The sequence below is a fragment of the Pseudomonas sp. E102 genome, from assembly GCF_052660185.1.
Map to the genome: position 1 here is coordinate 2,272,762 of NZ_CP084025.1, position 21,399 is coordinate 2,294,160.

Sequence of the window (21,399 nt, forward strand, 5' to 3'; positions counted from 1 at the left end):
GCATCTGCATTCACTGTGCCGCCGCCATCGCGAGCAGGCTCGCTCCCACAAGGATTTTTGCTATCCAAAGAGCTGCTCCCGGGTCACTGCCCCGCGATCTGCGCCTTGGTGTAGAACCCGTCCTTTTCCAGCAGGTCGATGTTGTCCTTGGTCAGCGCGGTAGGCGTGAGCAGGATGGTGTCGACTTTCTTGTTGCCATTGTCGTACTGCGAGCTGTAGGTGGGCATTTCGTTGCGCGCCAGTTGTACCGAAAGCTTGGCGGCTTCGGAGGCGATCAGCTTTAAGGGCTTGTAGACCGTCATGGCCTGGGTGCCGTCGATCACCCGCTTGACCGCCGCCAAGTCGGCGTCCTGGCCGGAGATCGGCACCTTGCCGGCCAGCTTTTGCGCGGCCAGGGCCTGGATGGCGCCGCCAGCGGTGGCGTCGTTGGAGGCGACGATGCCGTCGATTTTGTTGTTGTTCCGGGTCAGGGCGTTTTCGACGATGCTCAGGGCTTCGGTGGGGTTCCATTCCTTCACCCATTGCTGGCCGACAATCTTGATGTCGCCCTTGTCGATGGCCGGTTGCAGCACCTTCATCTGGCCTTCACGCAGGATTTTGGCGTTGTTGTCGGTAGGCGCGCCGCCGAGTAGGAAGTAGTTGCCCTTGGGCGCTGCCTTCAACACGCCGCCGGCCTGCATCTCGCCGACCTTTTCGTTATCGAAGGAAATGTAAGCGTCGATGTCGGCGTTGAGGATCAGCCGGTCATAGGACACCACCTTGATCCCGGCCTTCTTGGCTTCGGCGACGGCGTTGGTCAGCACAGTGGCGTTGAACGGCACGATCACGATGACGTCGACGCCACGGGAAATCAGGTTTTCGATCTGGGAAATCTGCTTCTGCTCGTTGGCATCGGCGGACTGGACATAAACCTTGGCGTCGAGTTTTTCTGCCGCCGCGACGAAGTAGTCTCTATCGCGGGACCAGCGTTCCAGACGCAGGTCATCGATGGAGAAACCGATCTTGGGGTGGGTGGCGTCGGCCATGGCCGGGAGCGATAGCAGGGCGAGGGCGCCGGCGAGCAGGGTACGTTTGAATGTTTTCATGGTGGTGCGTCCTTTTATTGTTTTTTGAAAGACACTGCCTGACGAGAACGTGATGCCGGTAGAACTGTAGAGCGTTGCGCGGCGTTGCGGGCACAGATTTGTCGCGCGAATGTAACAGCCTCCCCGCGCCCGCAAAGTCGCCTGCCGTCAGGAGTAGATGAACCGGTTGACGACGTTTTCGAGCATTTCCTGCCGACCGCTGACCGCCTGCGGATTCAGCTCGTTGGTGAATGCATGCTCGGCCAGGGATTCGAGGCTGTAGTCCCCCGCGAGCAGCGCCTTGCCGAACGGCTGCTGCCAGCCGGCGTAGCGCTGGTCCTTGAATTTCTGCAACTGATCGTCCTGCACCATGGCGGCTGCGCGTTCCAACGAAAGGGCGAGCACGTCCATGGCCGCGACATGGCCGTGGAACAAGTCGACGTCGTCCAAGCTCTGGCGGCGTACCTTGGAATCGAAGTTGAAACCGCCGTTGCCGAAGCCTCCGGCCTTCAGGATCTCGTAGGTGGCCAGGGTCATTTCTTCGACACTGTTGGGGAACTGATCGGTGTCCCAGCCGTTCTGCGGATCGCCCCGGTTGGCGTCGATGCTGCCGAAGATCCCCAGGGAGACCGCCGTGGCGATTTCATGATGGAAACTGTGCCCGGCCAGGGTCGCATGGTTGGCCTCGATGTTGACCTTGATCTCTTTTTCCAGGCCGAACTGCTGCAGAAAGCCGAACACCGTGGCGCTGTCGTAATCGTACTGGTGCTTGGTCGGCTCCTGGGGCTTGGGCTCGATCAGCAGGTCGCCCTTGAAGCCGATCTTGTATTTATGCTCGACCACCATGCGCATGAACCGGCCCAGTTGCTCGCGTTCGCGGGACAGGTCAGTATTGAGCAGGGTTTCGTAGCCTTCGCGGCCGCCCCACAACACGTAGTTGGAGCCCTTGAGGCGCTGGGTGGCATTCATGGCGCTGAACACCTGGGCGGCGGCGCAGGCGAAGACTTGCGGGTCAGGGTTGCTGGCGGCGCCGGCGGCAAAACGCGGGTTGCTGAAGCAGTTGGCGGTGCCCCAGAGCAGCTTGATGCCGGTCTGTTCCTGGTGACGCTCGAGGTGATCGACCATTTGCGCGAAGTGGTTGCGGTATTCCTTCAACGATTGGCCTTCCGGCGCGACATCGGTGTCGTGGAAGCAGTAGTAGTCGATGCCCAGCTTGGAGAAAAACTCGAACGCCGCCTCGGCCTTGCCGATGGCCACTTCCATCGGGTCCCCTGCGTGCTGCCATGGGCGTTTGAAGGTTCCCGCACCGAACACATCGGACCCCGGCCAGACAAAGGTGTGCCAATAGCAGACCGCCATGCGCAGGTGCTCGCGCATGGGTTTGCCGAGGATCAGTTTGTCGGCATCGTAGTGCCGGAAAGCGAGCGGCGAGTCGCTGCCCGGGCCCTCATAGCGGATCGGCTGAACATCGGGGAAGTACGACATGGACGGTTTCCTTTTTATTCTTGGCGGTGACCTGATACTAACGCCGCCCCTGGCGCCGCTGATTATGAAAATCATCAAAGGACAGTTCGATTTTGAGTATTGAGATTCGCCGTCCGCGCGCCTAGTCTCTGTCCACCGGCCTAGGGTTCTTACAATGAAAATCGTCCCGCCCGTCCACCGCATCGCCCTTTTGTTCAACGGCAGCAAGATCTACGACCGAGGCATCATCAGCGGCATCGGTAACTACCTGAGCAGTACCCGCGCGTCCTGGGATCTGTTTCTCGAGGAAGATTTCCTATGCAGGTTGAAAGGGATCGAGCGTTGGCAGGGCGACGGGATCATCGCCGACTTCGACGACCCGCTGATCGGCGAGGCGCTGGCCGGGATCAAGATGCCCGTGGTGGCGGTGGGCGGCTCGTACCAGGACGAGCGCGCCTATCCCAAGGGCATTCCCTATGTCGCCACGGATAACCATGGGCTGATCAAATTGGCTTACGAACATCTGATCGAAGCCGGACTGACGCGATTCGCCTGTTTCAGCCTGCCGGAGTCCCAAGCCAATCGCTGGGCCCAGGAACGGGAGAAAGCCTTTCGCCGGTTGATGCTGCGCGATGGTCTGCACGCCGAGGTCTATCGCGGCATGGGCACCAGCGCGCCGCTCTGGGACAGCGCCGTCGAACAGCAGATCGCCTGGCTGCAAAGCCTGCCCAAACCCATCGGCATCATCGCCGTCAGCGATGCGCGAGCCCGCCAGCTGTTGCAGGCTTGCCTGACCGCCGGTATTGCTGTTCCGGAGCAGGTGGCGTTGATCGGCATCGACAACGATCCACTGACCCGCAGCCTGACTCGGGTGCCGCTGAGCTCCGTGGTGCAGGGCACCGAAACGATGGGTCGGACCGCCGCGCGGCTGCTCCACCAGATGCTGCATGGCATGCCGTCCACAGGCACGCAGGTGCTGATCCCGCCGGATGCGATCAATGTGCAGACATCCAGTTTGCACCAGCCGCTGGGCAATCCTTATGTGATGCAAGCGCTGTTGTTCATCCGCCAGTACGCATGCCAGGGCATCAAGACCGCGCAAGTGGCGGCGTATGTCGGTGTCTCGCGCTCATCCCTGGAAGCGCATTTTCGCAAGGAGCGAGGTTGCAGCGTTCATGACGAAATCCTGCGCTTCAAATTGGCCGCGGCGGCCAACGGCTTGGAAAACACCGACTCGGCGATCGCCGACATCGCCCGCAATTGCGGCTTCAAGTCGGCGCAATACCTGCACACGGTGTTTCGTCGCGAGTTCGGTTGTACGCCTCGGGAGTATCAGCAGGGCGCGAGCGTGGTGAGCGAGTAGGCCGGGCTCCTGTGGTGAGGCGTTAATCGACGGTCAGCTGCGTCGGGGGAGGTCCGTCGGTTTCATCTTGGCCGAGCGCTTATGCGAGGTCCTTCTGGGGCTTTCAACTATTGCCATCAGTAATAGTGACCATTACGAAATGCAAGTTCTGCTTTGTCGGCAATCATTGGAAAATCAGCGCCATCGAACACGCAGCCCACCACTGCAGGACTTCAATCATGCGCCCTTTATCTTTCCTTGCCCTGGCGTTTCCCCCCTTGTTGCTAGCAGGTTGCGCTTCGGCTCCGAACGATCCGACCCTGACCTTGCAGACCAGCAAGACACCGGCCGAATACGCCGAATGCGTCGTACCGAAGCTGCAGGGCAGCGCCCTGAACCCGACGGTCTCGCAGACCCAGCGCAGCTACCGCATCGTCGTGCCGAGCAAAATTGCGGCGGACAACGTGCTCGAAGCCTACAAGGCTGGCAACGGTGGGAAGGTGTTCATTTACGACCGGCATCTGCTGGCCTCCAATCTCTTGCCTTCGAATTTTGAACGCGCCGCCCAGGAATGCATCTGACCGGCCCGTAGACGTTTTACCCGTGCTCCTTTGGTTGGCCGCAACCAACCAATTCCCTTTGCCCCGCACCGTATTCGGTCGCGGGGCTTTTTTTGTTTGGAGAGCCTTGCGTACGTGGGTGTGAGAGGATGCCGTACGCGACGTCGCCGCCTACAAAGGATCGAAATGAACCTGCCCCCTGCCCATGCCGTGCCATTCATCCTGATGCTCTCAGCCTTGTGCGTCCCGGTGCACGCCGCGACGTGGCAGATCTGCGATATGCAATTACGGGTCACTGAGGTGGTGAAGCGGCCATCACCTGGTCTCCGGGCCCAGGTTCTGAAAACCAGCCCGGCCTCTCCCAAGGTGGAATGCCCAGAAGTCGGCGCAGTGATCAGCTTCATCCCGGAAACCGCTGACTATCAGTCAACGCTTGCGCGGCGAAAATGGCCCGCAAAAGGCCAGGCGATTCGGATCAGATACCGCTACCTGGACGGCATCTGCAAGGGCGACGGCAACGAGCATCCTTGTCGGATCGAGCATTATCCGTTCGTGGCCCAATGATCAGCCTCGGCCGGCGTTCGCCTCGGCTTCGATCGCGGCCATGACGCTGGGTCGCGTCTCGATCCGAGCCATATACGACGCCAGCGCCGGCCAATCATTGATACCGATGGCGAAAAACGGCAGCCATTTGAGCACCGAGAACAGATACGCATCGGCGAGGCCGAAATCCCCCTGCAAATAGTTGCGGTGTTCAAGGGCACCGGCCAAGTGATGGAGACGCTTGAACAGCTTTTGCTTGAAGATGGCCTTGGTGGTTTCCGGAATCTCGGCGTTGAACAGCGGGGCACAGCCGCCATGGATTTCAGAGCTGATGAAATTGAGCCATTCCTGCAACCGCACCCGTCCCCAGGTGCCATTGGCCGGCGTCAAGTGATTGCCCGGAACCTGATCGACGAGGTACTGGACGATGGCGGGGCCTTCGGTGAGCACTTCGCCGTTATCCAGCATCAACGCCGCGACGTAACCCTTGGGATTGATGGCGAGGAAATCCCGCCCGTCGGCGGTTCGCTTGGTCTTGTTGTCGACGCGTACCAGCTCGAAGGCAATGTCCAGCTCTCGCAGCACAATGTGCGGGGACAATGAACAGGTCATGGGCGCGAAATACAATTTCATGGGATTTTCCTGATGGCGTTGAGTGCCGCTGAGGATCGGCGCCAACGGGAAGATTTTCAAAGGACATATCGGGTGCTAGGGTATGACAAAACCTCATGAGTGCCGTTGACCGTCATGGCTGCCAGAATCCCCTCTCTCAATGGCCTGAAGGCATTCGAATCGGCTGCCCGTCACATGAGCTTTACCCAGGCCGCCCTTGAGTTGAATGTCACCCAAACGGCGATCAGTCATCAGATCCGGCGGCTGGAGGGGGAATTGGGGGTGCGCCTGTTCTTGCGGCTCAAGGACGGCCTGGCGTTGACCGATGAAGGTCGTGCCTATTATCCAGGCGTTCGTTCGGCATTCCATGAGTTGCGTCATAGCACGGAAACCTTGTTGGATTCGGTCCATAACAGTGCGCTGACGGTGAGTACCCTGGTGTCATTCGCATCCAAATGGCTGCTGCCTCGCTTGGCCTCGTTCCAGGAGGCCTATCCCAACATCGATGTACGTGTCTCGGCCTCCACCGATATGGTGGATTTTCGCAAGGGTGGCACCGACGCGGCCATTCGTTACGGCACCGGCGATTGGAAGGGCTTGCGCGCTGACTGGCTGATGTCCGATGAGGTTTTTCCGGTGTGCAGTCCGAAATTGCTGGTGGGGCCCAATGCCCTGAAGGCGCCCGGCGATCTGCCCCATCACACCCTGTTGCAGGTCAGTGGTATGACGCGGGACGATTGGAGCCTCTGGCTGGGGGCCGCCGGGCAACCGAGCGCCCTGGCCGAAGGCTCACGGTTGACCTTCGACCTGGCGATGATGGCCGTGCAGGCAGCCATCGACGGCTTGGGTATTTGCATCGGCCGCTCGACCTACGTCGACGACGATCTGAAGGCAGGTCGACTGGTCGCGCCATTTGCCCTGAGGTTGAAGTCCGATTTCGGTTTTTATCTGGTGACACCCGTCGAGACAGCCCACTCGAAAAAGGTCGAGGCGTTCAGGGCCTGGTTGATCGATTCGACCAGGGAGGCAAACACACCGGGTATGCGGTCGTTGGATTAAGCCTCCAGGTCACTGCGGTGGGCGTTGCGGCAACGCCGAGTGGCCGAAGGTATTGCCCATGCGAATCCGCGTGGCCGACTGGTTGTACAGACCCAGCCTGTTCGGCGCTCGCTGCTCTATCGGCACGTTCAACGCTTCCTGGTTCTTGCGCGCTGCCGGCGTACCCTTCGGGTTGGCCATCTGTTCGCTCAGGCATTCGTAGGACAGCGCCTTGTACCCGTTCACCTCGACATTGATGCATCCCTCATTCGCCGGCTCGGCGGCTTGGGCCCACAAGGGAAGGGCAGCAAGCAGCAGCGCGAATACACGACAGTCCATGGCGGAGCTCCTTTCTAACGGTAGAAGCCTGAATCTACCTCGTATTGGAGCGAGGTATGACGATGTTTTTTTTGCAGCGCTCGTCACACAAACGACATGTACACGTCTCATGATGCGCCAACGCAGGGCGTCGACACGCCGTTCGGGCCGGAAGATGTCTATGTCAAGAGAAGCGCTGAGCAGGTGCTGCCTCGCGCCCACGGTACTGTTCTTGTTGCTCCATGCATTGATGCCGCAACGCGACGCGTGGTCTGCCACGCCTGCGCCCGTCGAGGTGGACGATCGGCTGGCGCGTTTTGTCGAGTTTGCGATACCCGCCCAGGAAATGACCGTTGCCCTGGAGCTGTACAGCAGGGCCAGCGGGATGGCGATCCTGGTGGACCGTCAACTGGCACATGGGCGACGGTCGACCGCGGTGCACGGACGCTTGAATGCCCGCCAGGCGTTGGAGCAACTGCTGGCCGGTAGCGGCTTGGCGGCGCTCTACACCGGCGCAGACGCTTTCACCGTGAAAGAGGCAAAGCTGACCCTCCGCGCCGATGCGTCTTCGCGCAACGGTGGTCCTACAGTGCGCGAGGGCAATTTTGCCCGTGCATTGCAGGTCGCGTTGGAGCAGGCGCTTTGCCGGTCAATGGTGACTCGCCCGGGCCATTATCGAGCAGCGTTACAGCTGTGGGTGGGGGCATCGGGCGAGGTGCGGCGCAGTCGCTTGCTGGCCTCCACCGGTGACGCCCGGCGCGATGCGGCGATTATCGAGGGGCTGGGCACATTGGACATCGGCCGGGTTCCGCCGTCCTCGTTGCCGCAGCCGGTGACGGTGCTGGTGGTGCCAGGCGCCGCTTCGGCAGGCACGGAATGCAACCCATGGGAAGGAGCGGTAGAGCCATGAAGGAAAAGGAGCAGAGCACCATGCTCAAGGTGTTCCTGGCTTCCTATGATGTGTTTCGCGCACGCTTGCGTCGGCGTCTGGGCTCCGATGACCTGGCCAACGACGTACTGCACGAAACCTATCTTCGGGTAGACCGCATGGAACAGCCGGTGGACGTGCAGAAGCCTGGCGCCTACCTGTTCCGCATGGCCCTGAACATCGCGGCTGACCGTCGTGCGCAGGATGCACGCTTGCTCACCGGCACTGAAATCGAGGAACTGATGCAAACCGCCGACGAACATCAGGACCCGGCGGTGATCGTCGGTGGCCAGATTGAAATTCGCGCGCTGATGCAGGCGCTGACCGAGCTTGCGCCCCGGCGCCGGCAAATATTGATGGCGTCGCGCATGGAGCAAACACCGCATCAGGAGATCGCCCAGCGATTCGGCATCTCCACCCGGATGGTTGAGAAGGAACTCAAGGCTGCGCTGCAATACTGTGCCGATCGCCTGGAAAGAAAAGTGATTCAGCGGTTCGGTCCCGGCGCGGGAAAACAGTCTTAGGTGATAAGGCGCTTGTCGCGCATACCTTCTTGAGTCATTTCACGTTTGAAAAACATGTCTATAAGCGCATCTGAATCGGCCACTGCCACGGCTAACCAGCTCCGGGAAGAAGCGTTCCATTGGCTGGTGCGCTTGACTTCAGGGCACGCCACCCACGCCGACGCCGAGGCTTTTCGGCGCTGGAGTGCGCAAAGTTCCGAGCACGCCCGGGCCTTTTTCCTGGCCCGCCAGTTGTGGCAGGCCATGGCGCCCGCCGAGCAAAAGCTCCAGCAGGAGCAGGCGGCAAAGGTCGTCAACCACCCGCGGCGTTTCGGGCGCCGAGCGTTTCTCGGCGGCGCGATTGCCGCGTCGGTTGCGGTGCTGGTCGCGCGCCCGTCGCTGCTGGACGGCTGGCCCGTGGGCGCGGATTTTCATACAGGTGTCGGCGAGCAACGCCGCGTCGACCTGACCCAGGGCGTGGTGCTTGAGCTCAATACCCAGACGCGCATCAGCCAGCGCAGCGAGGCCCCTGGTGACGCCGCCATCGAAGTACTGAGCGGTGAACTGGAAATCCAGGCCAGCACGGCGTTGCGTGTGCTTGCCGGCAATGGCGAGTTGTTCGCCGATGGGGCGCGGTTCAATGTGCGGGCCACCGAGGGTAGCGTGTGCGTAACGTGCCTGGAGGGCCGCTTGCAACTGAAGCATCAGGGGCGGCGCGTGAGCTTGGAGCAGGGCCGACAATTGACCTATACCGCGCAGCGACAAGGCCAACCCACCCCCTTCGATACCCAGCAAGTCATGGCTTGGCGTCAACAGTTGCTGGTGTTCAACGATGCCCCCTTGGCGAGCGTGATCGATGAGATCAACCGCTACCGTCCCGGCATGATCGTACTGATGAACGCTGAGCTCGGGCGGCGCAAGGTTCAGGCGCGCTTCAGCCTGGCGCAACTGGCGAATGTCGCCGTACTGATTCGCGATGCCTACGGCGCGACCATTACCGAGCTACCGGGCGGTGTCGTGCTGGTCAGCTAGGCGTTTTCATTCCAGTGGGCTGCTATTGAAGCGGTGCCAGCACCTGGCGGTAGCGCTCGGTGCCGTGTGCCGTGCGGCGGCTGAAGCTGATTTCCACACCCGCCGGATTTTCCTCCTTGCTGCCAGTCAGATGGCTCCAGCCCCGGTCGGTGCGCCATACCCGCACATCAACGCGCTCAAGCTCACTCAACACCGCGACACGCTCCTTGGGCGCCGGTAGGGGATAGCGTGACCGCGCGACGCCCGAGGCACGGAAAAGCGTGCCGCTTTCAATCCACCACCTCACCCGTTGCATCTTGCCGTCCTGGTCCGCCGCGGCACGTATCAATTCCAACTGCAAAGGGTCGCTGTCGCTGCTGCGAATACTGATCGCAGCGGGCACCGGGGGGCGGCTGGCCGAGGGTTCGTCGGGTGGAGGCGGTTCGGCCAGTTCAGTGGTGGCGCGCAGGGCGAAGTCACGCTGCAGTTGGTTGAGTGCGCGCATCAGTTGCGCGTGCTGTTCGGCGCTGTCCTGCAAGTGGGCGTCGGCGCGGGTCACACCGTCGAGCCCGCGCCAGGCGATCAGGCTGACAATTGTCATCAGCAGGATGGCGACCATCACTTCAATCAGCGTGAAGCCGTTTTGCCGGACCATCAATGCACCTCGATGCGGCCAGCCGCAGTGCGCCTCACCGATACGCTGGTCTGGTCGCTGGACAGAATGACGTGCAGGGGCGAGGCAATCCATTCGGCATCGAGCACCAGTGTTTTGCCTGGGTGGATGCGCACCTGCACCGGTCCCGCGCTCCAGTGCCTGGGGCGCAGTTGCGGGTCGTTGATGAACTCCCGGTCCTGCACGCCGACAGCGTCCAGCCGCACGAAACGGTAGCCCTGGCTGTCCGCGACCCAGGCGATGCGACGACCGTCGCTGCGCGCTTCGGCCTGGGCGGTTTCCAGCAGCAAGGCCAGGCGCTTGGCATCTTCGCGCAGGCCACTGGCAGCGTCGGCGTGGATATTCAAGCTGATGGCGGCGCTGGCGATGCCGATGATCACCAGCACGACCATCAATTCGATCAGCGTGAAGCCGCGTTGTCGGTGTCGCCATTCATTCATGGTATCTACGCCTTTCGCTGGGGTGAATTTGCAATAAAACCGTGAGAAAGCGCTGGTAGCCTGAAGCACTGGACGTCACGGAGGATTCGCTCATGCGCCATTTCCATCGCCTTGATCCGGCCACGCTGGTCCAGGCTGTCGCCGTGTTGGCCAGCGTGGCGGGGCTTGTCACCTGGGGCTTCTTGCTCAACGATTCGGCGCCCGTGCAAGCCCAGGCCAATAGCGAACCCTTGCCGCCCTTGGCAGCCACTGGCCAAGCCGCGGCGCAATGGTTCGCCAGTTCCCCGCACAACCTGGAGATCAAGCTCAGCGGCCTACTGGCCGGACCCCATGGCGCGGTGGCGATTCTCAGCATCGAGGACTCGCCGCCGCGGGCTTTTCGTGCGGGTGAGCCATTGGGCGAAGGCGTGCGCCTGAGAGGAATCGAGGCTGATGCCGTGGTCATCGAGCGGGCCGGCGTTGAGTCTCGCCTGTCGATGGCTCGTTTGCCGGTGCCGGTGGCGCTGCCGTCGTTGCGCTGATTCATGGCGGGGTGACAGGGCGGCTGAGCAGCGTTTCCAGGCGCGCCAGCGGCGGTCCGTCATGTTCACGTTCATGCACCAGCACTTTCACTCTCAGCAGGTCGCCACTGCGGGTTACCTGCTGCTCGCAGCTGAGTTTCAAGCGTCCTTGATCACAGCGTTGCATGGCGCTGCCCTTATCTGTGGTCCCGCGCAGACGCACTTCTGCCAGGCTGTTCTGGGCCGACAACAGCGCCATCGAGCGATCCCGCAACAGCGCGTTGCTCTGGCTCATTTGTGCACTGGCGCGAACGGCCGCTGACATCGCCACCGCCACGATCAGCAGCGCCACCAATACTTCGATCAGGGTAAAGCCGCGTTGCCGGGGTACCTGTCGGGTCATGGCAATGAGCATCGTCGGGGAAATGTGCTTCAGCCTAATGGCCGCGTTTGACGGATTGCTGACCAAAGCTCCTGAGGATTTTTTATACCAGTGACATATGCCGCTGGAACAATCCGCAGCGAATGGAAACCTCAACCAGCGCCAGAATGCGGCGCCAGCCAAGGAGTGTCGAGATGGGTGTCGCATCGTCTGGCCGTCCCCCACATGGCCCTCGCCGGCAGCGAGGTTTTACCCTGATCGAGATCATGGTCGTGGTGGTCATTCTCGGCATTCTTGCCGCCATGGTCGTGCCGAAGGTGCTTGACCGCCCCGACCAGGCCAGGGCCACGGCGGCCCGCCAGGATGTTGCGGGCCTGATGCAGGCACTCAAGCTGTTCCGTCTCGACCAGGGTCGCTACCCGACCATGAATGAAGGGCTAAAGGCCCTGGCGGAAAAACCCGCCAACGCCACCAGCGGCAATTGGCGCGCGTATCTGGAACGGCTGCCCAAGGACCCTTGGGGCCGCGCCTACAACTACCTCAACCCGGGCACCAACGGTGAGGTCGATGTGTTTTCCCTCGGCGCCGATGGGCAGCCCGACGGCGAAGGTGTCAACGCTGATATCGGCTCCTGGCAGCTCTAGTCGTGAATCGCTCAGCACAGCGTGGCATGGCGGTGATCAGCGCCTTGCTGGTGGCGACCGTGGTCGCGGTGATCGCCGCCGGCATGATCGCCCGACAGGTCCAGGTGACTCGCGGCGTGGAAAGCGAAAGCCAGCGGGTGCGGGGCGCCTGGCTGTCCAATGGCGTATTGGAATGGACCCGCCAGGCGCTCTGGCAGCAACGCCTGCGCGAGCCCATGACGCGTTTGGACCAGGCGTGGGCGCAGCCCTTGCGTGGGGTGCGCCTGGGCACTGAAAGCGGGGTGTTCGACGGCCATATCAGCGATGAGCAAAGCAAGTTCAACCTGCGCAACCTGATCCTCGACGGCCAACTCGACACACTGGAAGTCGCCGTATTCGAACGCCTGTGCGCCGAGCTGGGCGTGCCCGTGGCCCAGGGCAACCGTATCGTCCAACGCGTGGTAGAGGCCTACCCCAAGCGCCTGCGTCCACCGCCGCCAGTCTCCAGCGCGGCACCCGGGTTCGATAGCGGTCGCCTGACATCGCCGGACGCCGAAAGCCAGCCGCTGCCCGCCACCCGGCCGATGTTGCGCGGTCTCGATGACCTAGCCGGCCTGCCCGGGATCGACCTCGCTGCCCTTGAGCGCCTGCGCCCCTATGTCACGGTGCTGCCGGCGCTCACTTGGGTGAACGGCAATACCACCACGGCCCAGGTCTTGGCCGCACGAGTGCCCGGTATGAGCGTGGCCCAGGCACAGGCGGTGATTGCCGAGCGTGACCGTGGCCAGTGGTTCATCAACAGCGGGGATTTCCTCAACCGCTTGCGCGTGCCGCAGATGAGCACCGAGCAGCTGCGCCTGGGCATTACCAGCGAGTGGTTTCTATTGCGGGGACGGGCCACGGTCGAACAACGCCGCTTCGGTGTCGAAGCGTTGTTTTATCGCAGCGAGCAGCGCAGGCCCCAGGTGGTCTGGTCGCGGGTGGGCGCATGAGTACCTTGCTGCGCATAGCGCTGGCGCCGTTGGCACAGTTGACCGCCGACAGCCCTTTGGACTTCGCCTGGCTCGATCGCAAGGGTGCGCTGGCCGAGCAGGGGCGGCGACCCCTGCGGGAGCTGAGCGGCGCGGCCCAAGGCAAAGCCCTGGAGCTCTGCTTGCATCCTCAAGACACGTTGCTCGCCTGCGTCGAGTTGCCGCCACTGCCACCGGCGCGCCTTGGCGATGCCGTGCGCTGTGCGGCAGACAACCTTCTGCTGGGCTGCGACGATACCGTGCACCTGGTGCACGGGCCTCGTGATGCGGGCGGCCAGGTTCAACTGGCCTGGTTCGAGCGCGCGGCGCTTTCGCGTCTTTCGCAACTGCTGCAGGGGCTCAGGTTGCAACCGCGTGGCGTGTACGCGGCGCCTTGTTTTCTGCCGCTGGCTGAACCGGGCACATGCACGGCGGCAAGCGTGGAAGGTCATTTGCTGGTCCGTGAGGATCGCCAACGCGCATGGGTGCATCCGATGATGCAAGAAGGCGCCGAACGGTTGCGCGAAAGGACGGTGCGTTGGATCGGCGAGGGTGCGCAATCCGTCGATCCATGGCCGGACGAGCAACGCTGGATCGGTCCCGTCCCGGCGTGGAACTTACTGAGCGGGATCGAACAAAGCGTCCGGGGCAATCAGCGCTGGGGCCGCGCGGTCGGCTGTTGCGCGATGGCGGCGTTGATCTGGACCCTGGGCCTCAACCTGTACGCGATGCGGTTGGCCGGCGAGGGCCAGGCAATCAAGGGGCAGATGAGCAGCCGGGTCCAGCAGGCTTTTCCTGAACTGCCGGTGATTCTCAATCCCTTGCAGCAGGCTCGCCAGCAACGCGATGCCCGGCGCAATGGCGCGCTGGCGGAGGGTCCGGTCAGCTTCGCTGCCCTGGTGCAGCAGGCGGCTGGGCAGTTGCCGTTCATGGCGGGCGCGGTCGACAAACTCGACTTCGATGGCAGCGAATTGCACCTGACCCCCCGCACGCCTGCCCGCAAGCCACCCGCCGACAGCAACTGGCAAACCAGCCTGGCGCAAGCGGGCATCGTGGCCGATCTCGCCAATGGGCGATGGACGCTGAAGCGTTTGCCAGCGCACGCCGCGGCAACGCCCGTTGCGGGAGGCGCGGATGAATAGCCTTGCCCGTTACCGCGCCCGCTGGCAGGCGCAGCGAGCCAGCGCTCAGCAGTTCTGGCAACGCAGCAGTGCCCGGGATAAACGCATCCTGCGGGTCGCCGCGCTGGTGTTGCCCGTGGTGCTGCTGTGGTACGGCCTGATCCAGCCGCCACTCCAACGCATCGACCATTGGCAAGCCGAACTGCCGCGCCTGCGCTCCCAGGCGGCGGCCCTGGAGGGAGTGCTGGCCGAGGTTCAGGATGCCGGCGTGGTGTCCGGCGCGGTCACGCCACAGCTTGTGAAAGCGCGTTTGGATGACATCGGTCTGGCCGGCGCCTACGACCTGGAGCACCGCGTCGAGGCCGGCGCCGTGACCTGGCGGCTGACCCTCGACGACGCGCCCGCCGATGCCTTGTTGAACTGGTTACTGGACGACGCACCCAGGCTCGGCCTGCAGGTGCGCGACGCTCATTTGCAACGGGCAACCTCGCAAAGCACTGAGACGGCCGCGCGGATTTCCGGGGTCGTTGGCATGGAACAGGCGCCCGGCGCTAAGGAATCCTCATGAAGCGGTTTGGTCTGTATGCGTCAACAATTCCCTTGGCGCTGTTGCTCAGTGCCTGTAGTCAATTGGGCAGCGAGCAGGCGCAGCCCATTCCCGCTCAAAGTGAGCTGGGCCAGCCGCTGGCACAGACCGGCAGCGGTGACGCGTTGGCGGAGCGCCAGCGCGTGCAGGCACAGGCAGAGCAGCGACGCCAGGTCACGCGCAAGGCCCCATCGCGCTCAAGCCTTCGGCCGCCCGCCGACAATGCCGGCCCGACCGGCAACGGACTGGGCAACCAACCGGTGCAGCTGAATTTCGTCGAGGCGGATATACCCGCGGTGGTGCGTGCGCTGTCACGCGCCACCGGTCGCCAGTTCCTGGTGGACCCACGTGTCAAAGGCCAACTGACCCTGGTGTCCGAAGGCGAAGTGCCGGCCCGCACGGCCTATGACATGCTGCTCGCGGCCCTGCGCATGCAGGGTTTTGCCGTGGTCGAAGTGCAAGGCGTCAGCCAGGTGGTACCGGAAGCCGACGCCAAGTTGTTGGGCGGACCGGTGGGGGACGCCGATCGTGCGGCAGGCAACGGCATGATCACCCGGACCTTTCGCTTGCAATACGAAAACGCCGTCAACCTGATTCCGGCACTGCGACCCATCATATCGGCCAACAATCCCATCAATGCCTACCCCGGCAATAACACGGTGGTGGTCACCGACTATGCGGAAAACCTTGATCGGGTGGCGCAGATCATCGCCAACGTCGACATACCCGGCGCCATCGACACGGATGTAGTCCCCGTGCAGAACGGCATTGCCGTCGACATCGCGACGATGGTGTCGGAGTTGCTCGACGTGCAGGGCGCCGATGCGACGCAAAAGGTGTCGGTGATTGGCGACCCTCGATCCAACAGCATCATCCTGCGCACCGGCAGCCCCGAACGCACCGAGCTGGCCAGGCAACTGATCTACAAGCTCGACAATGCCCAGAACAACCCGAGCAATCTCCACGTGGTGTACCTGCGCAACGCCCAGGCCAATAAGCTGGCGCAAGCTTTGCGCGGCTTGCTCACGGGTGAAGGGGAAATGGCCGGTGCGTCCACCGACAGCGCACGGAGCCTGTTGAACGGCGGTGGCCTGGGTGGCCCGGCGGGCAGCAGTACGACCAGCAACGGCAGTCATTCGTCGAGTACTACCGGCAGCAGTTCGCAAGCCAACAATGGGCAGAATGCAGGCCTGCAAATGTCGAGCGGCCAGGGCAGCCATCAGGCAGGCGAAGGCGCAGTGGCGTTTTCCGCCAACGGCGTCACCGTGCAGGCCGATACCACCACCAACACGCTGCTGATTTCCGCGCCCGACCCGCTGTATCGAAACCTGCGTGAAGTCATCGATCTGCTCGACCAGCGCCGCGCTCAGGTGGTGATCGAAAGCCTGATCGTCGAAGTCAGCGAAGACGATGCGAGTGCGTTCGGCATTCAGTGGCAAGCCGGCAACCTGGCGGGCAACGGCTGGATCGGTGGCGCCAACCTGGGCGGTGCCGGCATCAATACCTCGGCCAAGAACAGCATTGATGCGTTGCCCGGTGGCTTGAGCATTGGCAAGGTCTCGGGCACGGTGAATATTCCCGGCATCGGCCAGGTGCTGGATCTGAAAGTGTTGGCCCGCGCCCTGAAAAGCAAGGGCGGAACCAATGTGTTGTCCACGCCCAACCTGCTGACGCTGGACAACGAAGCGGCGAGCATTTTCGTGGGCCAGACCATCCCCTTCGTCACCGGCAACTACGTGACCAACGGCGGCGGCAACAGCAACAACCCGTTCCAGACAATCGAGCGGGAGGAAGTGGGGCTGCGCCTGAATGTACGCCCGCAGATTTCCGAGGGTGGCACGGTCAAACTGGACATCTACCAGGAAGTCAGCAGCGTGGACCCGCGCGCCTCCAGCGACGCCGGCACGGTGACCAACAAGCGCGCCATCGACACCAGCATCCTGCTCGACGACGGACAGATCATGGTGTTGGGCGGCCTGCTGCAAGACGGTTTTACCGAAAGCACCGACGCGATTCCGGGGCTGGGCAGCATTCCGGGCATTGGCGCGCTGTTTCGCAGCGACAGTCGTTCGCGGACCAAGACCAACCTGATGGTCTTCCTGCGCCCCTACATCATTCGCGACAGTAACGTCGGCCGCAGCATTACCCTCAATCGCTACGATTTTATCCGTCGTGCCCAAGGCAATCTGCAGCCAGCGCACAAATGGCCGCTCACGGATATGCAGGCGCCGCAGTTGCCGCCGGCCGCCCAGGCGATGCCTTTCAATCCACCGCCACGCCAGCCGATACCGCTCAATCAGCCACCCCGAGCGATGCGCGCCGTGCCGCTGGAACCAGGTGGGCAGCCATGAGCCCCTCTCTGCAAACCGGTGCGGGCGCGTTGCCCTATGCGTGGGCCAAGGCGCAGCGGCTCCTCCTCAAGGCCGGTGAGGAGGGCAACGTGTTGCTGGTCAGTGCCGCGACGCCGGGCTGGGCCATCAACGAGGTACGCCGGCGTTATGGTCCCACTGCGTTGCAACGGATACGCGACGAGGAGCTTGAAGCGCTGCTGACCAGCGCCTACGCCGACACCGGCAGCGCTGCCGCGATCGTCGGCGCGGCGGAAAACGAAGTCGACCTCGACCGCCTCATGCAGGACATCCCGGAAGTCACCGACTTGCTGGACAGTGAGGGTGGCGCGCCAGTCATCCGCATGATCAACGCATTGCTGACCCAGGCCGCGCGGGATGAGGCCAGCGATATTCATATCGAACCGTTTGAAAGCCATTCCGTGGTGCGTTATCGCGTCGACGGAGCCCTGCGCGATGTGGTCGCGCCGCGCAAGGCCCTGCACGCGGCGCTGGTGTCGCGGATCAAGATCATGGCGCAGTTGGACATCGCCGAAAAGCGCTTGCCCCAGGACGGCCGCATCGCCCTGCGTGTTGCCGGACGGCCCATTGATGTGCGGGTGTCCACCGTGCCCACCGGCCACGGCGAGCGGGTGGTGATGCGCCTGCTGGACAAACAGGCCGGGCGCCTGCAATTGGAAACCCTGGGCATGGCGCCCGCGGTGCTGAGCCAACTGGATCAATTGATCCGCCAACCCCACGGCATCGTGCTGGTCACCGGCCCCACCGGCAGCGGCAAGACCACCACGCTTTATGCCGCCTTGGCCCGTCTGGATGCCAGCACCAGCAATATCCTCACCGTTGAGGACCCTGTGGAATATGACCTGCCGGGCATCAGCCAGATCCAGGTCAATACCCGGATCGACATGAGCTTCGGCCTGGCCTTGCGCGCGATCCTGCGCCAGGATCCGGACGTCATCATGATCGGTGAAATCCGCGACCAGGAGACTGCGCAGATCGCGGTCCAGGCTTCGCTGACCGGACACCTGGTGTTGGCGACCCTGCATACCAACGACGCGGTGTCGGCGGTGACGCGGCTGACCGACATCGGGGTCGAGCCGTTCCTGTTGGCGTCGTCATTGCTCGGCGTCCTGGCGCAACGCCTGGTGCGTCGCCTGTGTCCGGAGTGCAAGCAACCTGACGAAGCCGCGCCGGGCCAATGGCGTCCCCATGGCTGCCCGCGCTGCAACCACACCGGTTACAGCGGCCGTACTGGCATCCACGAACTCTTCGTGGTGGACGACGAGGTGCGGCGGTTGATCCATCAGGGTGAAGGCGAGCAGGCGTTGCGCACCTGTGCGCGACAGGCCGGCATGTTAAGCATGCGCGAGGACGGCGAACGGTGGGTGAGCAGTGGCTCCACCGCCCGCGAGGAAATCCTGCGCGTGACCCGAGACGCTTGATGAACCGCTACCGTTTCGAGGCCGCCGATGCCTCGGGGAAAATCGAGCAAGGCGTGCTGGAGGCCGACAACCAGCGCGGTGCGATGGCTGAACTGCGTGGCCGTGGGCTGACGCCGTTGCGCATCGACGAGCAGTTGCAAGTCGGCAGCTCGGGTGCCTCGGGCCTGTTCAGCCCGAAATTGTCGGACAGCGACCTGGCCTGGGCTACCCGTCAATTGGCGAGCCTGTTGGGCGCCAGTCTGCCGCTGGAAGCGGCCCTGTCGGCCACCGTCGACCAGGCCGAGAAACGCCACATCGCCGAAACCCTCGGCGCGGTGCGCGGCGATGTGCGCAACGGCATGCGCCTGGCCGATGCGCTGGCCGCGCGACCACGGGATTTTCCCGAGATCTACCGGGCGATGATCGCAGCGGGCGAGGAGTCTGGCGATCTCGCCCAGGTGATGGAACGCCTGGCCGACTACATCGAAGAGCGCAACAACCTGCGGGGCAAGATCCTCACGGCCTTCATCTACCCAGCGGTGGTGGGCGTGGTGTCCATCGTCATCGTCATTTTCCTGCTGGGTTTCGTGGTGCCGCAGGTGGTCAGCGCTTTTTCCCAGGCGCGCCAGGACTTGCCCACCCTGACCCGGGTGATGTTGCAGGCCAGCGACTTCCTGCGCGCCTGGGGTTGGGCCTGTTTCGCCGGGCTGGCCGGTTGCTGGTGGGGGTGGCGCCGCTATTTGCGTAACGCCGAGGCACGCCTGGCCTGGCATAGCCGGGTGTTGCGGCTTCCGCTGATCGGCCGCTTCGTGCTTGGGGTGAACACGGCGCGTTTCGCCTCGACCTTGGCGATTCTCGGCAGCGCCGGCGTGCCGCTGTTGCGCGCCCTGGACGCCGCTGGGCAAACGCTGGCCAACGATCGCCTGGCTCATTGCGTTGCTGATGCGACGCTGCGGGTACGCGAAGGCGTCGGCCTTGCCAATGCGCTGCGAGTCGGCAAGGTGTTCCCGCCGATCCTGATCCACCTGATCGCCAGTGGCGAAAAAACCGGTAATTTGCCGCCCATGCTCGAACGCGCCGCGCAAACCCTGTCCCGCGACATCGAACGGCGCGCCATGGGCATGACGGCGCTGTTGGAGCCGCTGATGATTGTGATCATGGGAGGCGTCGTGCTGACCATCGTCATGGCTGTGTTGCTGCCGATCATCGAGATCAATCAGCTGGTGCAATGATCCCAACCATCCCACACCAGAGCGCCACTCGGGTTCATCGGTGCGACATGTACGGCGCGCCAAGCTACGGCGCACGGGGCAGGGCATACAATGGGGATTTCGCTCATGCTGCGAAAGCTGGGCGAAATGTCAGTAAGGTGTCGGTAACTCCCGAGAATATTCAGGAAAAACAACACCGAACACCCGAGATTTTTTCCTTTCTCTGTCACCGGAAGTTGAGAGCTTCTACGCCGTGGCCACCCCTTTAAAAGAGCGCTGGAAACCTGCTCGGGGCAGCGGTCGCGATGAGAAGCACAAGCGAACTACCAACGTCCAGACACGATGAAAGGAGATTCTTCATGTTCAAGCGCAACGTTCTTGCTGTTTCCATGGCCGTCGCCGGCCTTTGCTCCGCCCAGGCCATGGCCGCTGTCGTCGGTGGCGGTGCCACTCTGCCGCAGAACCTGTACGGCGTGCCTCCAACCGGTGGCGTCGCTGCTCCCGTCGGCATCCTCAACGGCCCTGCGCCACAACCGGCCTTCGCCAACTACGTGGGTGTGGGCAGCGGCGGCGGCAAGACTGCTTTCCTGACCAACAACTCGGACGTGCTGGTCTGGAACCTCGACGGCAACTCGGCAACTGCCCTGGAAAAGGTCTACGTTCCGGCCGTGACCGTTGACTACGCCGGCAGCGATTCGATCCTGTCCAGCGCTGAACTGACCACCTATCGCGCCGCTCACCAGTCGCCAGCCGTGCCGACCGGCAACGCCGCCAACTGGGGTCCGATCATTCAGATCCCTGCCGAAGCCACTTCGGTCACCGTTCCATACAAACTCACATTGGCCAACGGCACCGCCGTCAACAACCTGAACCTGACCAGCGCCCAGCTGTGCGACATTTTCTCTGGCACTGTCACTACCTGGAACCAGGTCAACAGCACCTACCCCAGCACCCCGATCAAGGTCTACTACCGTGCTGGCAGCAGCGGCACCAGTGAGATCTTCACCCGTCACCTGAACAGCCAGTGCCCGACCAAGTTCACCACCAACGGCACCTTCACCACGGCTGTCGGCACCGTTCCGGCGAACTCCACTGCCGTGACCGGCAGTACCGCGATGGCCAGCACCGTGCTTTCCACCGAAGGCGCCATCGGCTACGTCGGTCCGGAAGACGTCAACGCCAGCAGCAACGCCGTGGTCGCTCGCGTCAACGGCAACCTGCCCACCGTCGGCAACGTGACGACCGCCCTGAGCACCATCGCTCCGCCAGCCGCTGCTGATCGTGGCCTGCCGGAAAACTGGGCCAAGGTCCTGCCTAACCCGGCGACGGGCTACAGCATCGTTGGCTACACCTTCCTGGTGTTCAACCAGTGCTACAAAGACAGCACCGATACCGCGGCTGTACGTGACTTCATCGGTCGCCACTACACCCTGTCCGATGCCAACAACAACGACGATGAAATCATCGCCGCCAAGCTGATCCCGATCACCGACACCTGGAAAACTGCCATTCGCAGCACCTTCTGGACCGCCAGCAACTCGCTGTCGGTGGGTAACGCCACCGCCTGCAACGGCATTGGTCGTCCGCAATAAGCCCTGATTAGGGTTCGCTCCATGAACCGGCAACAGCTTCGCGCTGTTGCCGGTTTTTCGTTTCAGGCAACCGCCCGGCAGATGAACATTGCGTGACAAAAGTTCGGTC

Annotated in this window: 23 protein-coding genes; 16 read left to right on the plus strand and 7 right to left on the minus strand. The window is 62.9% G+C overall.

The genetic code is table 11. The annotated features are described in order from the left end of the window. Positions 1-83 precede the first annotated feature (83 nt). The gene (xylF, locus tag DOCECA_RS10165; RefSeq protein ID WP_445571908.1) at positions 84-1,085 is read right to left on the minus strand and encodes a D-xylose ABC transporter substrate-binding protein; all 1,002 of its coding nucleotides are present in this window, start codon (positions 1,083-1,085) and stop codon (positions 84-86) included. Between the two features lie 147 nt (positions 1,086-1,232). Then, the gene (gene xylA / locus DOCECA_RS10170; protein ID WP_434701968.1) at positions 1,233-2,549 is read right to left on the minus strand and encodes a xylose isomerase; all 1,317 of its coding nucleotides are present in this window, start codon (positions 2,547-2,549) and stop codon (positions 1,233-1,235) included. A 154-nt stretch (positions 2,550-2,703) separates the two neighbouring features. On the opposite strand from xylA, the gene DOCECA_RS10175 reads away from it, so the two are divergent. From DOCECA_RS10175 to DOCECA_RS10185, 3 genes are all read left to right on the plus strand, one after another. After that, a complete protein-coding gene (locus tag DOCECA_RS10175; protein WP_420763739.1) occupies positions 2,704-3,891 on the plus strand; it encodes a XylR family transcriptional regulator in 1,188 nt (395 codons plus the stop codon). Between the two features lie 218 nt (positions 3,892-4,109). Then, positions 4,110-4,451 (plus strand): hypothetical protein, encoded by a 342-nt coding sequence (locus tag DOCECA_RS10180; RefSeq protein WP_434606017.1) that lies wholly within the window; start codon positions 4,110-4,112, stop codon positions 4,449-4,451. A 165-nt stretch (positions 4,452-4,616) separates the two neighbouring features. After that, the gene (locus DOCECA_RS10185; RefSeq protein WP_434647703.1) at positions 4,617-4,994 is read left to right on the plus strand and encodes a hypothetical protein; all 378 of its coding nucleotides are present in this window, start codon (positions 4,617-4,619) and stop codon (positions 4,992-4,994) included. Here the strand turns inward: DOCECA_RS10185 and gstA are convergent, their stop codons facing one another. Next, positions 4,995-5,606 (minus strand): glutathione transferase GstA, encoded by a 612-nt coding sequence (gene gstA / locus DOCECA_RS10190; RefSeq protein WP_445571909.1) that lies wholly within the window; start codon positions 5,604-5,606, stop codon positions 4,995-4,997. Positions 5,607-5,720: 114 nt separating this feature from the next. Here gstA and DOCECA_RS10195 point away from each other — a divergent pair, with 114 nt between their 5' ends. Next, a complete protein-coding gene (locus tag DOCECA_RS10195) occupies positions 5,721-6,644 on the plus strand; it encodes a transcriptional regulator GcvA (protein ID WP_445571910.1) in 924 nt (307 codons plus the stop codon). Positions 6,645-6,653: 9 nt separating this feature from the next. Here the strand turns inward: DOCECA_RS10195 and DOCECA_RS10200 are convergent, their stop codons facing one another. Further along, a complete protein-coding gene (locus DOCECA_RS10200; protein ID WP_434559139.1) occupies positions 6,654-6,962 on the minus strand; it encodes a hypothetical protein in 309 nt (102 codons plus the stop codon). Between the two features lie 160 nt (positions 6,963-7,122). Here DOCECA_RS10200 and DOCECA_RS10205 point away from each other — a divergent pair, with 160 nt between their 5' ends. Genes DOCECA_RS10205 through DOCECA_RS10215 form a run of 3 tightly spaced genes read left to right on the plus strand, consistent with a single transcriptional unit; the run spans position 7,123 to position 9,404 of the window. Beyond that, positions 7,123-7,851, plus strand: a complete 729-nt coding sequence (locus DOCECA_RS10205) for an STN domain-containing protein (RefSeq protein WP_434647698.1) — start codon at positions 7,123-7,125, stop codon at positions 7,849-7,851. After that, positions 7,848-8,393: an RNA polymerase sigma factor gene (locus DOCECA_RS10210; RefSeq protein WP_420763744.1), complete on the plus strand. Its 546-nt coding sequence runs from the start codon at positions 7,848-7,850 to the stop codon at positions 8,391-8,393. Before DOCECA_RS10205 ends, DOCECA_RS10210 begins: the two co-directional genes overlap by 4 nt. A 54-nt stretch (positions 8,394-8,447) precedes the next feature. Next, positions 8,448-9,404: a FecR family protein gene (locus tag DOCECA_RS10215; protein ID WP_434606011.1), complete on the plus strand. Its 957-nt coding sequence runs from the start codon at positions 8,448-8,450 to the stop codon at positions 9,402-9,404. A gap of 22 nt (positions 9,405-9,426) precedes the next feature. Here the strand turns inward: DOCECA_RS10215 and DOCECA_RS10220 are convergent, their stop codons facing one another. Next, positions 9,427-10,038, minus strand: coding sequence for a prepilin-type N-terminal cleavage/methylation domain-containing protein (locus DOCECA_RS10220; protein WP_420763746.1), 612 nt, complete (start codon positions 10,036-10,038; stop codon positions 9,427-9,429). Further along, positions 10,038-10,496 (minus strand): type II secretion system minor pseudopilin GspH, encoded by a 459-nt coding sequence (gspH, locus tag DOCECA_RS10225; protein ID WP_445571911.1) that lies wholly within the window; start codon positions 10,494-10,496, stop codon positions 10,038-10,040. Before gspH ends, DOCECA_RS10220 begins: the two co-directional genes overlap by 1 nt. Before the next feature lie 92 nt (positions 10,497-10,588). On the opposite strand from gspH, the gene DOCECA_RS10230 reads away from it, so the two are divergent. Beyond that, positions 10,589-11,017 (plus strand): type II secretion system protein N, encoded by a 429-nt coding sequence (locus DOCECA_RS10230; RefSeq protein WP_420763748.1) that lies wholly within the window; start codon positions 10,589-10,591, stop codon positions 11,015-11,017. Between the two features lies 1 nt (position 11,018). Here DOCECA_RS10230 and gspI read toward each other — a convergent pair whose 3' ends face one another. Continuing rightward, entirely contained in the window at positions 11,019-11,399 is a 381-nt protein-coding gene (gspI, locus tag DOCECA_RS10235; RefSeq protein ID WP_445571912.1) for a type II secretion system minor pseudopilin GspI, read from the minus strand. A gap of 173 nt (positions 11,400-11,572) precedes the next feature. Here gspI and gspG point away from each other — a divergent pair, with 173 nt between their 5' ends. The 8 genes from gspG to DOCECA_RS10275 all read left to right on the plus strand — a co-directional run bounded on the left by gspG (position 11,573) and on the right by DOCECA_RS10275 (position 21,290). Beyond that, a complete protein-coding gene (gene gspG, locus DOCECA_RS10240; protein WP_434606005.1) occupies positions 11,573-12,022 on the plus strand; it encodes a type II secretion system major pseudopilin GspG in 450 nt (149 codons plus the stop codon). Then, positions 12,010-12,993, plus strand: coding sequence for a type II secretion system minor pseudopilin GspK (gene gspK / locus DOCECA_RS10245; protein ID WP_434611588.1), 984 nt, complete (start codon positions 12,010-12,012; stop codon positions 12,991-12,993). Before gspG ends, gspK begins: the two co-directional genes overlap by 13 nt. Next, the gene (gene gspL / locus DOCECA_RS10250; protein ID WP_445571913.1) at positions 12,990-14,153 is read left to right on the plus strand and encodes a type II secretion system protein GspL; all 1,164 of its coding nucleotides are present in this window, start codon (positions 12,990-12,992) and stop codon (positions 14,151-14,153) included. Before gspK ends, gspL begins: the two co-directional genes overlap by 4 nt. Beyond that, positions 14,146-14,700: a type II secretion system protein GspM gene (gene gspM, locus DOCECA_RS10255; protein WP_434606001.1), complete on the plus strand. Its 555-nt coding sequence runs from the start codon at positions 14,146-14,148 to the stop codon at positions 14,698-14,700. The genes gspL and gspM overlap by 8 nt, the downstream gene beginning before the upstream one ends. Next, positions 14,697-17,069 (plus strand): type II secretion system secretin GspD, encoded by a 2,373-nt coding sequence (gene gspD / locus DOCECA_RS10260; RefSeq protein ID WP_445571914.1) that lies wholly within the window; start codon positions 14,697-14,699, stop codon positions 17,067-17,069. Before gspM ends, gspD begins: the two co-directional genes overlap by 4 nt. After that, positions 17,066-18,508, plus strand: coding sequence for a type II secretion system ATPase GspE (gene gspE, locus DOCECA_RS10265; protein WP_434647685.1), 1,443 nt, complete (start codon positions 17,066-17,068; stop codon positions 18,506-18,508). Before gspD ends, gspE begins: the two co-directional genes overlap by 4 nt. Further along, positions 18,508-19,719 (plus strand): type II secretion system inner membrane protein GspF, encoded by a 1,212-nt coding sequence (gene gspF / locus DOCECA_RS10270; protein WP_445571915.1) that lies wholly within the window; start codon positions 18,508-18,510, stop codon positions 19,717-19,719. Before gspE ends, gspF begins: the two co-directional genes overlap by 1 nt. A 338-nt stretch (positions 19,720-20,057) precedes the next feature. Beyond that, complete coding sequence (locus DOCECA_RS10275) at positions 20,058-21,290, plus strand: substrate-binding domain-containing protein (protein WP_420763755.1); 1,233 nt, start codon at positions 20,058-20,060, stop codon at positions 21,288-21,290. The last annotated feature ends 109 nt before the right edge of the window (positions 21,291-21,399 follow it).